Origin of the sequence: Paracoccus aminovorans, from assembly GCF_900005615.1 — a bacterium.
Lineage (GTDB): Bacteria > Pseudomonadota > Alphaproteobacteria > Rhodobacterales > Rhodobacteraceae > Paracoccus > Paracoccus aminovorans.
Genome location: NZ_LN832562.1, coordinates 1 through 13,162 on the forward strand (window position 1 = coordinate 1; position 13,162 = coordinate 13,162).

Sequence of the window (13,162 nt, forward strand, 5' to 3'; positions counted from 1 at the left end):
TCAATCCAGGCTCTCCAGCATCGCCCGCACCGCGGCCTCCAGCCGGCGGCGGTCGACGGCGGTGAAGTCGCGCGGCAGCCGGATCTCCAGCCGGCCGTTGGCGGCGGTGCATTTGGCGCTGCCCTGCGGCCGCTCGATCTGAAAGGTCGTCCGCGCCTTCCCCGCGGGGACGGTCGGCGCCGCCGCGCGTGGGGCGGCCGGCGCCTCGCCGTCGGCGCCCTGCCCGGCATAGCGGCGCAGAATATCCAGCTCGTCCTTGATGCTGCGCGTGTCCCAGTCCTTCAGCTCGGCCCGGATCGCCGCCGCCGTCCCCGGCACCTCGTCCAGCCGCTGCGACAGCGCCAGCCCCAGCGCCCGCGGAATTTCCGAGGCATAGATCAGCGTCTCGCCCAGCGATTCCATCAGCCGGATGAAGCTGCGGATATAGCTGCGCTTCTGATAGCCCGCGGATTTGAACAGGATCGCCACCGCCTTTTCCGGGTCGTGTTCCTCGGTCATCGGGTCCATGGCGTAATGCAGCGCCAGCTGCGCCATCTCGGCGAAAGAGATGTCCTTGCGCACCAGGTTCTCGTCCACCATGCGGCGATAAAGCCCCTGCAGCTCCTCTCCCCGCGCCGCGATCCCGGCCGGAATGCGGCCCCATTTCTCGGCATCCCCGCTCTCTTCCAGCAGCTGGCGATAGGCCGACAGCCGCCGCCAGCCCTGGATCAGCTCATAGCGGCCCTCGCCCGCCGGCTCGACCCGGATCGGGTTCGACAAGCCGATGTCGCGGATCGATTCGACCAGTTCGGCCAGTTCGTAATCGGCCCCCGGCGCGCGGTCGCGGATCAGCTTGCGGGTGTCGATCGCGTCCAGCGGGATCATGTCGGTGATCAGGCCGGCCCGCTTCAACCGCACATGCTCTTGCGCCAGGGCGTCGTTCTCGGCCCGGATCTGCGCCTCCAGCCGGGCACGGTCGCGGGTCGATTCCGCGGTCTCGTTGATGGCGGTGGCCATGGGACCGCGGCGATGCTCACGCTCTTCCTTCCCCGCGGGGAAGCTTTCGGGCTCCGGCGCGGCGCCCGGCTCCTCGGGCATGTCGATCTCGAAAACGCGGCGCTTGCGGCTCATGCCTCATCCTCCAGCTTGTCCCAGGCGGCGACCAGGCGCGACCTGAACTCCTCATAGGCCTGATCGAAGGTCGCGCGCGCCCGGCGCCAGGTGCCGCGCGTCATCTCGCGATAGTCGATCTCGTAAATCGAGGACAAGAAGCGGCCCGACTGTTCCACCGCCCGCGTCAGCTCGATCGGATGCTCGGCCATATGTTCGCCGAAGACCTGCTTGAAGGCCCCGAACATCGCCTGATGCAGTTCGTTCGACGGCTCGTAGCGCGTCATCAGGAAGCGGATGTCGGCAAAGGCCTTGGGCAGCTTGATCTTCCCCGTGGGGAAGCTGTCGAAACCATGCGCCAGATCCTCCAGCGCCTCGGACAGCTGGCCGATGAAGCTTGTGGTCGAGTCATACTCCCAATACCCAGGACCCGAGGGGATATAGAGCATGTCGGCGGCAAAGACCGCGTTCATCGACTGATAGCCGATGGCCGGCGGGCAATCGAACAGGATCAGGTCGTAGGCATCATCCGCCAGGCTGTCGAGAAAACGCGACACCGCACCGAAGAAGGTCCATTCCGGGTTCAGGTGCCGGTATTGGGCGCTGGCGAATTCGACGAAGGCGGCATTGGCGCAGCTGGGCACGATGTCGATGGTGGGCCAGGCGGTCGGCTTGATGAAGTCGGCCGGCCGCAGCGCGCCCAGGCCCATCGAGCGGATCGAGGTCGGCAGCTTGCGGCGGGGCAGGGCGGTCCCCGACTCGGCGCCCGCCGCGGCATTGTTCATGCGGTCGGTCTCGCGCTCCAGGTCGCGGGCCATGATGCCCCAGACGGTGTGGTCCTCGCCGACGTCGGTCAGGCCCATGGAATGGCTCAGCGTCGCCTGCGGGTCGAAGTCCACGACCAGCACCCGATAGCCGTCCAGCGCCGCGGCATGGGCAAAGTGCAGCGCCACCGTCGACTTGCCGGCGCCGCCCTTGAAATTGGCGATGGCGGCGCGGAAGGCGCGCTTGCCCTCGGGGCGATAGGGCATCAGCGATTTGCGGTTGATGCGGACCCGGCGGCGCAGCTCGTTGATCTCGTCGAGCGAGAACCAGCGCTGGCGGCCGTCCTCCTCGACTTCCCCGAGGGGAAGGTTCGGCTCGGCGGCGAGCTTGCCGCGGAAGGTGGACTGGTTGATGCGGAAGATCAGCTCGGCGACCTCCCAGCTTGAGAAGCGGCGCAGCGTCTTCTCGTTCGCGGGGCTGAAGGTCTGCCGGCGGATCCAGCCCTGCATCTTCAGCGATTGCGCCTGCAGCCGGGCGAGGTCTTCATGCGTATACATAGGATGCCTGTATTTTATTAGGACGCAGATTTCGTTCCAATCCGCTTTTACGCCGGATTTGCGCTTTTGGCAAAAGCCGTTTTCAATGAATGCATCAAAGCTTGGAAATCCCTGGCTTTCCTGGCTCCGCCGCCCGAATCGCCCACCCCTTGCCCCACGGCCGCGACCAAGGTTTCAGGCGCCGAAAAGGGGGACGCTTCCGCGATCAGCGGGGCGGAATGGGGGACAAAGGCGGCAGAATGGGGGACGGTCTGGATGTCCCTCTATACCATTGATACCGTTTTTTCTTTGATGATTGAGGCCGGAAAGACGGGCTGCGGGCAAAGCGCTTGACAGAATCGGAAAACAGGACGCAAATGGGACCGAGATGGCGAAAAGCGTTTCAGACGACAGCAGATCGTCGCCGCCGTCCCAGGGTCACCGTCAAAAGGCGGGGCCCTTTCGAGCAGTAAGAAGAGGCGTCCGGCACGTTCCGGGGACAGGATAGTCATGCAGGTGATCCGCGCCGTCGGTCGAGAGGCCGCGGCCAAGAAATATGACTTGCTCAGTGCGATGATGGCGCATGGCCTGGCCGGCGACAAGCATCGCCAGCGGCTGGTGTTGCGGCTGATGGCGTTGATCACCACCCGCTACAACTGGCAGCGCGACGAGCTGACCATCGGCCAGCGCGAGATCGCGCGGCTGTGGTGCGTGGACGAGCGCACCGTCAAGCGCGAGATGGCCAAGCTGCGGGCGCTCGGCTGGATCGAGATCAAGCAGCAGGGCGCGCGGGGCCGGGTCTCGGTCCTGGGGCTGAACCTGGAACGCATCCTGTTGGATACAAAGGCGGAATGGGAGAACATCGGCCCGGACTTCGTGACCCGGCTGACCGGCGCCGCGCCCGAGTCGGTGAGCAATGTGGTGCCGCTGCACCGGGCCGAGCCGGTCGCGGCCGAAGGCGTCTGGGGCGAGGCGCAGGCGCGGCTGGCGGCCGAGGACCGGGCGCTGTTCGACGCCTGGTTCGCCGGGCTGGCCGAGGCCGGGGTCCGGGACGGCTGCCTGACGCTGTTCGCGCCGACGCGGTTCCACGCCAGCTATGTCGAGACCCATCTGCTGGAGCGGTTGCGCATCGCCGTCCAGCGCAGCGACGGCAGCATCGTCAAGCTGCGGGTGCTGGGTCCGTAAGGCAAGAATAATAGATAATATATCCGGCTTATCACTCTGGCTTTGCGAATTTATAGATACTGCCCAGGCAAGGCTGAGGGAGATGGCGGATGTCGCAGACGGAACCAAGGTGCAGCGCGCAGGAAATCTATAATCTTCCGCTGATGGACCTGCTGTTTCAGGCGCAGAGCGTGCATCGGGCGCATTTCGATCCGAATCTGGTGCAATGTTCCAAGCTGCTGTCGATCAAGACCGGCGGCTGCCCCGAGGATTGCGCCTATTGTTCGCAATCGGCGCGGAACGGGTCGGCGCTGTCGGCCTCGAAGCTGATCGAGGTGCAGCGGGTGCTGGCCGAGGCCAGGCGCGCCCGCGACGCCGGCGCCACGCGCTATTGCATGGGCGCGGCCTGGCGGTCGCCCAAGGAGCGCGACATGCCGGCGGTGCTGGCGATGGTGCGCGGCGTCAAGGCGCTGGGTATGGAGACCTGCATGACCCTGGGCATGCTGGACGCCGATCAGGCGCTGCGGCTGAAGGACGCGGGGCTGGATTACTACAACCACAACATCGACACCTCGGAACGCTATTACCCGGAAATCATCGGCACCCGCAGCTTCCAGGACCGGCTGGACACGCTGGACCGGGTGCGCGCGGCCGGGATCAACGTCTGCGCCGGCGGCATCGTCGGCATGGGCGAGACCGCCGAGGACCGGGTCTCGATGCTGGAGACGCTGGCCGGGTTGGAGGTGCCGCCGGAATCGGTGCCGATCAACATGCTGATGCCGATGGCGGGCACGCCGCTGGCCGACGTGCCGAAGCTGGACCCGCTGGAGATGGTGCGGACCATCGCCACGGCGCGCATCCTGATGCCCAAATCGCATGTGCGGCTGTCGGCGGGGCGGTCGGAGATGAGCGACGAGTTGCAGGCCATGTGCTTTTTTGCCGGGGCGAATTCCATCTTCGTCGGCGAGGTGCTGCTGACCGCGGACAATCCCGGCGAGGACCGCGACGCGGCGCTGTTCGCCAAGCTGGGGCTGCGGGCCGAGATGCGCGCCGAGACCGAGGGCTGCGCAGCATGAGCTTCGCGCGGCACCGGGCGGCGCTGGAGGCGCTGGCGCATCGCGGCCGGCTGCGCGGGCTGGCGCCGGCGGCGGGGCTGGACTTCGCCTCGAACGACTATCTGGGGCTGGCGGGATCGGCGCTGCTGGCAAAGGCGGCGGCCGAGGCGCTGGCGCGCGGCGTGCCGCCGGGCGCGGGCGGGTCGCGGCTGCTGCGCGGCAACCATCCCGAGCACGAGGCGCTGGAGGCCGAGGCGGCGGCCTTTTTCGGCGCCGAGGCGGCGCTGTTCATGGGCGGCGGCTTCCAGGCCAATCAGGCGATCTTTTCCACGCTGCCGATGCGCGGCGACCTGGTGCTGCACGACGCGCTGATCCATGCCAGCGCCCATGAGGGCATGCGGCTGGGGCGGGCCGAGACCCGGGCCTTTGCCCATAACGACGCCGCCGACGCCGCGCGCGCGATCGCCGCCTGGCGCGGGGCAGGGGGCGCGGGCCGGGTTTGGATCGCGGTCGAAAGCGTCTATTCCATGCAGGGCGACCTGGCGCCTCTGGCCGATCTGGCGGCGCTGGCCCTGCGCGAGGATGCGGTGCTGGTGGTGGACGAGGCCCATGCGACCGGCGTCTTCGGGCCGCAGGGCAGGGGGCTGGCGCAGGGGCTGGGCTGCGACCTGGTCACGCTGCACACCGGCGGCAAGGCCCTGGGCGTGTCGGGCGCGCTGGTCTGCGCCGACCGGGTGCTGGTCGAGACGCTGGTGAACCGGGCGCGGCCCTTCGTCTATGCCACCGCGCCCGCGCCGCTGACCGCGGCGCTGCTGCGGGCGGCGCTGCGGGCGCTGGCCGGGACCAATCTGACCGGGCAGGCGCAGGCCCGGATCGCCGCAGCCCGCGCGGCGGCCGCGCGGCTGGGGATCGCCGCCGAAAGCCAGATCGTGCCGGTGCTGCTGGGGGATGACCGGCTGGCGCTGGAACAGGCGGCGCGTCTGCGGGCGCGGGGCTTCGACGTGCGCGCGATCCGGCCGCCGACGGTGCCGAAGGGGACGGCGCGGCTGCGCATCTCGGTGACGGGGAACGTCGGGTCGGACGACATCGCCGCGCTGTTTCGGGCGCTGGCATGAGCGCGGTCGTGGTCGCCGGAACCGATACCGGCATCGGCAAGACCGTTTTCAGCGCCGGCCTGGCCATGGCGCTGGGGGCGCATTACTGGAAGCCGGTGCAGGCGGGGCTGGAGGGTGAAACCGACAGCGACGCGGTGGCGCGGCTTTCGGACCGGCCGGTGCTCGCCGAGGCCTATCGGCTGGCGCTGCCGGCCTCGCCGCATCTGGCGGCGGCGCGCGCGGGGGTCGAGATCGACCCTGCCCGCCTGGCGCTGCCCCGGCTGGCGGGGCCGCTGGTGGTCGAGGGCGCCGGCGGGCTGATGGTGCCGCTGACGCCGCGGCTGCTTTATCTGCAGGTGATCGCGGGCTGGCGCGCGCCGGTCGTCCTGTGCGCGCGGACGGCGCTGGGGACGATCAACCACGCGCTGCTGTCGCTGGCGGCGCTGCGGGCGGCGGGCTGCCGCATCGCCGGCGTCGCCTTCATCGGCGACGAGGCCGCGGACAGCCGGGCGGCCATCGCCGGCCTGGGCGGCGCGCGCGACCTGGGCCGGCTGCCGCGTCTGGCGGAGGTGACGCCGGAGGCGCTGCGGGCGGGATTTGCCGGCATCGACCTGGCGGCGATCCGCGGGGCGATGGCATGAACGACCTCGGCTTCGACCGCGCGCATCTGTGGCATCCCTATGCCCCGATGGGCGATCCCGGCCCGCTGCACGAGGTCGTCGCGGCCGAGGGCGTCTGGCTGGAGCTGGCCGACGGCAGCCGGATGATCGACGCCATGTCGAGCTGGTGGTGCGCGGCCCATGGCCACCGCCACCCGGTGCTGGTCGCGGCGATGCGGGCGCAGCTGGAGCGGCTGCCGCATGTGATGTTCGGCGGCCTGACCCATGCCCCGGCGGTCGGATTGGGGCGGCGCCTGGTCGGGATGCTGCCGGCGGGGCTGGACCGGATCTTTTATTGCGACAGCGGCTCGGTCGCGGTCGAGGTGGCGCTGAAGATGGCGGCGCAGGCGCAGATGCGGCACCCGGGCCGGGTCGATTTCGCCACGGTGCGCGGCGGCTATCACGGCGACACCTGGAAGGCGATGAGCCTGTGCGATCCGCAGGCGGGCATGCACCGGCGCTTCGGCACGGCGCTGGGGCCGCGGCATTTCGTGCCGCGGCCGCCCGTGGATTTCGGCGCCGGCTGGGACGAGGATTCCGCCCGCAACGGGCTGGGCGCGGTCGCGGCGCTGTTCGCCGAAAAGGGGCATCGGATCGCGGGCTTCATCGTCGAGCCGGTGGTGCAGGGCGCGGGCGGGATGCGGTTTCATCACCCGCGCTGGCTGGCCGGGTTGCGCGATCTGTGCGACCGCCACGACGTGCTGTTGATCTTCGACGAGATCGCCACCGGCTTCGGCCGCACGGGCCGGATGTTCGCCATGGAGCATGCGGGCGTGGTGCCGGACATCCTGTGCCTGGGCAAGGCGCTGACCGGGGGCATGATCTCCTTCGCGGCCACGGTGGCCTCGGCGCGGGTGGCCGAGGCGATTGCGGCGGGGCCGGCGCCGGTGCTGATGCACGGACCGACCTATATGGGCAATCCGCTGGCCTGCGCCGCGGCCTGCGCCAGCCTGGACCTGCTGGCGCGGGGCGACTGGAAGGGGCAGGTGGTGGGGATCGAGGCCGGGCTGCGGCGCGGCCTGGCCCCGGCGCGGGACCTGCCGGGGGTGGCGGATCTGCGCGTCCTGGGCGCCATCGGCGTGATCGAGATGCGCACGCCGCTGGACATGGCGCGGGTGCACGGCTTCTGCCGCGAGGCGGGGGTCTGGCTGCGTCCCTTCGGCCGGCTGCTCTATTGCATGCCGCCCTTCGTCACCACCGGGGCCGAGCTGGACCTGATCTGCGCCGCCATGCTGCGGATCGCGGGCTGGCGATGAGGGCGCAATGGCTGCGCCGCGAGGGCGCGCGCGAGCTGGTGGTGGTGGTGACCGGCTGGGCCCTGGGCGCGGCGCCGTTCCGGCATCTGGACGGGGATCGCGACATCCTGGTGCTGTCGGACTGGCGCGCACTGGCGCCGCTGTCCTTGCCCGCGGGCTATGCGGCGGCGGATCTGGTGGCCTGGTCCTTCGGCGTCGGCGCGGCCTGCCGGCTGCCGGGGCCGGATCCGTTCCGGCGGCGGGTGGCGGTCTGCGGCTCGTGGCTGCCCTGCGACGACGATCTGGGCATCCCGCGCGCGCGGGTCGCGGCGACAGCGGCCGGGCTGACCGAGGCAAGCCTGCGGAAATTCGCCCGCCGCGCCGGGGCGCCGCTGGAAGGGTCTGCCGACTTGGAGGCGCTGCGGGCCGAACTAGCCGCGGTCATGGCCTGGGATGCCGTGGTCCCGCCGCGCTTCGACCGCATCCTGCTGGGCGCGTCGGACCGCATTTTCCCGCTGCGGAACCTGCTGCGGGCCTGGAACGGACGGCAGGACCGGACCCGGATCCTGGATTGCGGGCACAACCCCTTCGCGGCGATGCGCGACTGGGACGAGGTGCTGGCATGACCGCCGCCGGCGCGCGCATCGCGCAAAGCTTCGCGCGCGGGATGCCCAGCTACGACCGGGCGGCGACGGCGCAGCGGCGGATCGCCAAGGCGCTGTTCGACGCCTGCCGCCGGCTGGCGCCCGAGCCGCCGCGCCGGGTGTTCGAGGCGGGCTACGGCTCGGGCCATCTGACGCGGCACCTGGCCGGGCTGCGGCCCGAGAGGCTGTGGTTGAACGACCTGGTGGCGCCGCCGTTGCCGGGGGTGCGCGCGACCTATCTGCCGGGCGACATCGCGCGGGCAAGGCTGCCGCAGGCGCTGGACCTGGTGGCCTCGGCCTCGATGATTCAATGGGTGGCGCGGCCGGCCGAGGTGCTGGACCGGCTTTGCGCCGCCGTGGCGCCCGGGGGTGTGCTGGCGCTGTCGGGCTATGCGCCGGACCATTTCCCGGAACTGCGCGCGCTCGGCAGCCGGGCGGGGGCGCCCTCCTGCCTGGACGGGGCCGCGATTGCGGCGCTGCTGCCGCCGGGCTGGCGCCCGCTCGGCTGCGGGGAATGGCGCATCGCGCTGCATTTTCCCGATGCGCTGGCGGTGCTGCGCCACCTGCGGGCGACCGGGGTGAACGGCCGGGCCGGGCAGTTCCGCAGCCGCGGCGCCCTGCAGGATTTTCTGGCCCGCTACGAGGCCGCGCATGGCGGGCCGCAGGGCGTGACGCTGACCTATGTCGCCAGCTGGCTGGTGGCGCGGAAACAGCCGCCGACGTCCCCCTGCTAACGCTGCGACTTGTCCGGCGCATTATGTGCGCCGTTTCCGAACCTTCGGCCACGCGGGGGTGGAAACCGGTTCCGGCCGCCTTGGCCCGGCGCCTGGCTTTCCGTTTTGCGAAATACCCCAGCGGCGGTGCAGACTAAGGCCGCCCCTGCGGACCTGGCCCGCACCTGCTGCCGAAATCCTCCGTGCGAGCGCAAGCTTGGCCGTATCGGAGAAATCCGCCTCATCTCGGCCCGGAGATGCCCCATCTTCCAGGCCGTCACCGGATCTGCATCGGTTTCCGCCAAGACGCCCGCACGGATCCCTTTTCGACGGCCCGCGAACCGAAGGCCCGGACAGGCGCCGAAAAATTCCCCGCCACGCGACACAATGGACAGAAAGCGGAAAGCTCACCTCGAATTGTCCGCAAATACACTTATCTTCAGCCGATCCGGGTTGGGCCCAGAACGATGTTCCGTTCCGACGCCTTCTCGGCGCTTTTTTTCAGCAGCCTGCTAGCCCTCGATCGCGAAGGCGTCGCGCTGTTCGCCGCCGCGGGCCGGGCCAGGGCGGCGGCCGATCCAGCGCACATGCCGGGCCAGGGTGGCGCAGGCGGTCTCGACATCGCCCTTGCGCAGCGCCGCCAGGATGGCGCGGTGGTCGTGGTCGGTGCGGGTTTCCCAATTCGACTGCCAAGCCGCGAACAGGAAGCGCGCGCTGGCCGCATGCAGGTCGTCGATGGCGGCCAGCAGCCGCGGCATGGCGCAGGGCAGCAGGATCAGCTTGTGAAAGCGCCGGTTGGCCTGCTCCCAGGAGCGCACGTCGCGCGAGGCGTCGCCGGCCTTGGTCGCCTCTTCCGCCGCGTTCAGGATCGCCGGGGTCAGATGCGGCGCGGCATGGCGCAGCGCCAGCGATTCCAGGGCGGCGCGCATCTCGGCCACCTCGCGCACCTCGGGCAGGTCGAAGGCGGCGACGCGCACGCCCCGGCGCGGCTCGCTGATCGCCAGACCCTGCGCCTCCAGCCGGCGGAAGGCCTCGCGCACGGGGACGTGGCTGGCGCCGAATTCCTCGGCGATATGGTCCTGGCGCAGCCTTTCGCCCGGGCCGATCTCGCCCGAGACGATGCGCTCGGCCAGCGCGCGGCTGATGCGGACGGCCAGTGTTTCCTCGGTTCCCGTGCTCATGGCGCATGGATAGAGCGCGGGCCGGCGATTGTCGATGCGGCTTCAGCCCAGCGGCCAGCGCGCCAGGGGCACGTGGGTGGTCAGGCCCTGCAGGCTGTCGATCAGCACCAGCTCGTCCACATGCCAGTGGATCGGCGGCACCAGCCGGGCCGATTCCGGCAGCGGCCGGCCGTAGGCGGCTGTCACATGCGGCGTCACATACATGCGGGGCAGGGGCCAGGCGGTGGACGCGAAGCGGCGGCGGATGGCGCGGGCCAGCGCGTTCGGGGCCGCGTCCTGGCCGCGGGTGGTGAAGACCAGCGGCCGGCGCCGCTCGGCCCGGCTGCCGAAATTCGCCACCCGGTCCAGGGTGATGTCGAAGGCCGGAAAGCGGAAGTCCCGCATCGGTCGGGTCAGGAAGGCGGCGAGGGCGTCGTCCACCGTCTCGGCGTCGGCCACCATCTGGATGGTCATGTGCAGCACCGGCCGCCGCAGCCGGGCGCGGATGCCCATGGCCTGCCAGAGCGCGGCCATGCGCTCGGCCACCGCTGCGGGCGGGACGGCGGCGAAGAACAGCTTGTGCGCCGGGCCGGTCGGCGGGATGGGCGGCGGTTTTTGCATGAACATGGCGATTCCTTCTGCCTCGGGCCATTCTAGAACAAAAAGAGAACATTTACCACTGCCGAGTCGGCGGTTTGACGGGTGGGCGTTCCGTGCCATGATGATCCGGCAACCAGGGAGGGAACGCGCATGGACAGGCTGAGCGCCCGGCTCGACGCACTCGAAGGCCGGCTGATCGCGCATCGGCGGATGCTGACGCAACTTCTGGACCTGTCGCCGGCGGCGGTGCGCGGCGCCATGCTGGACTGGCTGGCCGAGCGCGAGGTGATGCCGGACGGGCAGGAGGATCCCGGCGTGCTGGATGCCGAGGGCGCGGCGCTGGAACTGGCGCTGTCGGACGAGATGCGGCTGGTCCATGGCGCCCTGACCGGCGGGTCAGCGGCAAAATCCTATTAACTTTTCGCATCGCATCCCGTATGGCGAGGCTGGGCGTTACCGCTAACACGGTCGGGAGCCGCGGCGGTGATCGCAGGGGAGATTGCTTGGAGGAGATTTCATGAACCCGGTCGAACCCGTATACGGCACCTCGGTGCTGCTTCTGATCGCCGCCGCGGCGGTGGCGCTGCTGCTGGTGCTGATCATGCGCTTCCGGCTGCATGCCTTCGTGGCGCTGGTGCTGGTCAGCCTGGCGACCGCCATGGTCGCCGGCGTGCCGATGGGCAAGGTGATCCCCACGCTGCTGGAGGGCTTCGGCTCGACCCTGGCGACGGTGGCGCTGCTGGTGGGCTTCGGCGCCATGATCGGGCGGCTGCTGGAGATCACCGGCGGCGCGCAGGTGCTGGCCGACCGGCTGATCGGCCAGTTTGGCGCCAGCCGGGCGCCGCTGGCCCTGGGCGTGGCCTCGCTGCTCTTCGGCTTTCCGATCTTCTTCGACGCCGGGCTGGTGGTGATGCTGCCGATCATCTTCAGCGTGGCCTATCGCTTCGGCGGCTCGCTGCTGCTCTACGCGCTGCCGGCGGCGGGGGCCTTTGCGGTCATGCATGCCTTCGTGCCGCCGCACCCCGGCCCGGTCGCGGCGGGCGAGCTGCTGGGCGCGGACATCGGGCTTTTGCTGGTCGTCGGGCTGGTGGTCGCGCTGCCGACCTGGTTCCTGGGCAGCTATCTGTTCAGCAAATGGGCCGGGCATCGCTTCACCCTGCCGGTGCCCGAGATCCTGGGCGTGGTCGAGGCGCCCGAGGGTCAGGTGCCGCCCGCCTTCGGCACCGTGCTGCTGGTGCTGCTGCTGCCGCTGGCGCTGATCTTCGTGAACACCGGGCTGGGCACGCTGGCGACCATGGGCATGGTCGATGGCGGGGCCCGCTGGGTCACGGTGCTGCGGCTGATCGGGCAGACGCCGGTGGCGCTGCTGATCACCCTGATCGTGGCCATGTTCCTGCTGGGCAAGGGCCGCAGCGCCGCCGAGATCGAGAGGATCATGGACGGCGCGCTGGGGCCGATCTGCGCCATCATCCTGGTCACCGGCGCCGGCGGCATGTTCGGCGGCGTGCTGCGCGCCAGCGGCATCGGCCAGGCGCTGGCCGGCAGCCTGGAAACGCTGGGCATGCCGCTGATCGTCGCCGCCTTCGTCATCGCGACCGCGCTGCGGGTGGCGCAGGGCTCGGCCACGGTGGCGCTGACCACCACGGCGGGGCTGATCGCCCCCACCGTCGCCGCGACCGCCGGCCTGACCGAACTGGACCGCTGCTTCCTGGTCATCGCCATTGCCGGCGGCGCCACGGTGCTGAGCCATTTCAACGACTCGGGCTTCTGGCTGGTCGGGCGGTTCCTCAACATGGACGAAAAGACCACGCTGAAGACCTGGACGGTGATGGAGACTCTGCTGGGCGGCATCGGCTTCCTGTTCGCGCTGGTCGGATGGTGGCTGCTGTGAGCGGGGCGGTGCAGCATATCGTCGTCATGGGCGTGTCCGGCAGCGGCAAAAGCACCACCGGCGGCGCGCTGGCGGCCCGGCTGGGCTGGCCCTTCATCGAGGGCGACGGTTTCCACCCCGAGGCCAATGTCGCCAAGATGCGCGCGGGCGTGCCGCTGGACGACGACGACCGCGCGCCCTGGCTGCGGGCGCTGGCCCAGGCCTTTGCCCGCAACCAGGCGGCCGGGCAAGGCTCGGTCATGGGCTGTTCGGCGCTGAAGCGCGCCTATCGCGACATCCTGCGCGGCGGCGCGCCAAGGGTGCGCTTCCTGCATGTCCATGGCAGCCGGGCGCTGCTGGAAGAGCGGCTGCAAAGCCGCGAGGGACATTTCTTCCCGGCGAAGCTGCTGGATTCGCAGCTGGCCACGCTGGAGATGCTGGGTCCCGACGAGGACGGCGCCGTCGTGGACATGGCGCTGTCGGTCGAGGATCAGGTCGATCAGGCGCTGCGGCTGCTGGGGCTGCGGGCCTGAACGGATCCGGCGCGGGGTCTTTCGCGTTGGCCCTCTGCCCCCGGG

Annotated in this window: 15 protein-coding genes; 11 read left to right on the forward strand and 4 right to left on the reverse strand. The window is 70.4% G+C overall.

Annotation, left to right across the window (positions count from 1 at the left end):
• Both JCM7685_RS16200 and JCM7685_RS16205 read right to left on the reverse strand, forming a co-directional pair.
• A complete protein-coding gene (locus JCM7685_RS16200; protein WP_074966621.1) occupies positions 1–1,110 on the reverse strand; it encodes a ParB/RepB/Spo0J family partition protein in 1,110 nt (369 codons plus the stop codon).
• Entirely contained in the window at positions 1,107–2,411 is a 1,305-nt protein-coding gene (locus JCM7685_RS16205) for an AAA family ATPase (protein ID WP_074966622.1), read from the reverse strand. Before JCM7685_RS16205 ends, JCM7685_RS16200 begins: the two co-directional genes overlap by 4 nt.
• A 66-nt stretch (positions 2,412–2,477) precedes the next feature.
• Between JCM7685_RS16205 and JCM7685_RS19685 the strand changes: the two genes are divergently transcribed.
• From JCM7685_RS19685 to JCM7685_RS16240, 8 genes are all read left to right on the forward strand, one after another.
• Entirely contained in the window at positions 2,478–2,744 is a 267-nt protein-coding gene (locus tag JCM7685_RS19685; protein ID WP_139218069.1) for a hypothetical protein, read from the forward strand.
• 156 nt (positions 2,745–2,900) lie between these two features.
• Positions 2,901–3,575, forward strand: coding sequence for a DnaA N-terminal domain-containing protein (locus JCM7685_RS16210; RefSeq protein ID WP_074966623.1), 675 nt, complete (start codon positions 2,901–2,903; stop codon positions 3,573–3,575).
• A gap of 89 nt (positions 3,576–3,664) precedes the next feature.
• Positions 3,665–4,630, forward strand: coding sequence for a biotin synthase BioB (gene bioB / locus JCM7685_RS16215; RefSeq protein ID WP_074966624.1), 966 nt, complete (start codon positions 3,665–3,667; stop codon positions 4,628–4,630).
• Positions 4,627–5,724: an aminotransferase class I/II-fold pyridoxal phosphate-dependent enzyme gene (locus tag JCM7685_RS16220; protein WP_074966625.1), complete on the forward strand. Its 1,098-nt coding sequence runs from the start codon at positions 4,627–4,629 to the stop codon at positions 5,722–5,724. The genes bioB and JCM7685_RS16220 overlap by 4 nt, the downstream gene beginning before the upstream one ends.
• On the forward strand, positions 5,721–6,344 hold the full coding sequence (gene bioD / locus JCM7685_RS16225; RefSeq protein WP_074966626.1) for a dethiobiotin synthase: 624 nt from the start codon (positions 5,721–5,723) through the stop codon (positions 6,342–6,344). The genes JCM7685_RS16220 and bioD overlap by 4 nt, the downstream gene beginning before the upstream one ends.
• On the forward strand, positions 6,341–7,618 hold the full coding sequence (gene bioA / locus JCM7685_RS16230) for an adenosylmethionine--8-amino-7-oxononanoate transaminase (RefSeq protein WP_074966627.1): 1,278 nt from the start codon (positions 6,341–6,343) through the stop codon (positions 7,616–7,618). The genes bioD and bioA overlap by 4 nt, the downstream gene beginning before the upstream one ends.
• A complete protein-coding gene (locus JCM7685_RS16235; protein ID WP_074966628.1) occupies positions 7,615–8,223 on the forward strand; it encodes a pimeloyl-ACP methyl esterase BioG family protein in 609 nt (202 codons plus the stop codon). Before bioA ends, JCM7685_RS16235 begins: the two co-directional genes overlap by 4 nt.
• Complete coding sequence (locus JCM7685_RS16240) at positions 8,220–8,975, forward strand: methyltransferase domain-containing protein (protein ID WP_074966629.1); 756 nt, start codon at positions 8,220–8,222, stop codon at positions 8,973–8,975. The genes JCM7685_RS16235 and JCM7685_RS16240 overlap by 4 nt, the downstream gene beginning before the upstream one ends.
• Before the next feature lie 491 nt (positions 8,976–9,466).
• Here the strand turns inward: JCM7685_RS16240 and JCM7685_RS16245 are convergent, their stop codons facing one another.
• Together JCM7685_RS16245 and JCM7685_RS16250 are read right to left on the reverse strand one after the other, a co-directional pair.
• Positions 9,467–10,135 (reverse strand): GntR family transcriptional regulator, encoded by a 669-nt coding sequence (locus JCM7685_RS16245; protein ID WP_074966630.1) that lies wholly within the window; start codon positions 10,133–10,135, stop codon positions 9,467–9,469.
• A gap of 42 nt (positions 10,136–10,177) precedes the next feature.
• Positions 10,178–10,741: a 2'-5' RNA ligase family protein gene (locus tag JCM7685_RS16250; RefSeq protein ID WP_170848899.1), complete on the reverse strand. Its 564-nt coding sequence runs from the start codon at positions 10,739–10,741 to the stop codon at positions 10,178–10,180.
• Between the two features lie 123 nt (positions 10,742–10,864).
• Between JCM7685_RS16250 and JCM7685_RS19690 the strand changes: the two genes are divergently transcribed.
• From JCM7685_RS19690 to JCM7685_RS16260, 3 genes are all read left to right on the forward strand, one after another.
• Positions 10,865–11,131 (forward strand): hypothetical protein, encoded by a 267-nt coding sequence (locus tag JCM7685_RS19690; protein ID WP_074966631.1) that lies wholly within the window; start codon positions 10,865–10,867, stop codon positions 11,129–11,131.
• Between the two features lie 100 nt (positions 11,132–11,231).
• Positions 11,232–12,605: a GntP family permease gene (locus JCM7685_RS16255; protein ID WP_074966632.1), complete on the forward strand. Its 1,374-nt coding sequence runs from the start codon at positions 11,232–11,234 to the stop codon at positions 12,603–12,605.
• A 26-nt stretch (positions 12,606–12,631) separates the two neighbouring features.
• A complete protein-coding gene (locus tag JCM7685_RS16260) occupies positions 12,632–13,117 on the forward strand; it encodes a gluconokinase (RefSeq protein ID WP_231964754.1) in 486 nt (161 codons plus the stop codon).
• The last annotated feature ends 45 nt before the right edge of the window (positions 13,118–13,162 follow it).

Coding starts and splice junctions, on each gene's coding strand:
- JCM7685_RS16200 (WP_074966621.1), bottom strand. CDS start 1,110: ATGAGCCGCAAGCGCCGCGTTTTCGAGATCGACATGCCCGAGGAGCCG.
- JCM7685_RS16205 (WP_074966622.1), bottom strand. CDS start 2,411: ATGTATACGCATGAAGACCTCGCCCGGCTGCAGGCGCAATCGCTGAAG.
- JCM7685_RS16210 (WP_074966623.1), top strand. CDS start 2,901: ATGCAGGTGATCCGCGCCGTCGGTCGAGAGGCCGCGGCCAAGAAATAT.
- bioB (WP_074966624.1), top strand. CDS start 3,665: ATGTCGCAGACGGAACCAAGGTGCAGCGCGCAGGAAATCTATAATCTT.
- JCM7685_RS16220 (WP_074966625.1), top strand. CDS start 4,627: ATGAGCTTCGCGCGGCACCGGGCGGCGCTGGAGGCGCTGGCGCATCGC.
- bioD (WP_074966626.1), top strand. CDS start 5,721: ATGAGCGCGGTCGTGGTCGCCGGAACCGATACCGGCATCGGCAAGACC.
- bioA (WP_074966627.1), top strand. CDS start 6,341: ATGAACGACCTCGGCTTCGACCGCGCGCATCTGTGGCATCCCTATGCC.
- JCM7685_RS16235 (WP_074966628.1), top strand. CDS start 7,615: ATGAGGGCGCAATGGCTGCGCCGCGAGGGCGCGCGCGAGCTGGTGGTG.
- JCM7685_RS16240 (WP_074966629.1), top strand. CDS start 8,220: ATGACCGCCGCCGGCGCGCGCATCGCGCAAAGCTTCGCGCGCGGGATG.
- JCM7685_RS16245 (WP_074966630.1), bottom strand. CDS start 10,135: ATGAGCACGGGAACCGAGGAAACACTGGCCGTCCGCATCAGCCGCGCG.
- JCM7685_RS16250 (WP_170848899.1), bottom strand. CDS start 10,741: ATGTTCATGCAAAAACCGCCGCCCATCCCGCCGACCGGCCCGGCGCAC.
- JCM7685_RS19690 (WP_074966631.1), top strand. CDS start 10,865: ATGGACAGGCTGAGCGCCCGGCTCGACGCACTCGAAGGCCGGCTGATC.
- JCM7685_RS16255 (WP_074966632.1), top strand. CDS start 11,232: ATGAACCCGGTCGAACCCGTATACGGCACCTCGGTGCTGCTTCTGATC.
- JCM7685_RS16260 (WP_231964754.1), top strand. CDS start 12,632: ATGGGCGTGTCCGGCAGCGGCAAAAGCACCACCGGCGGCGCGCTGGCG.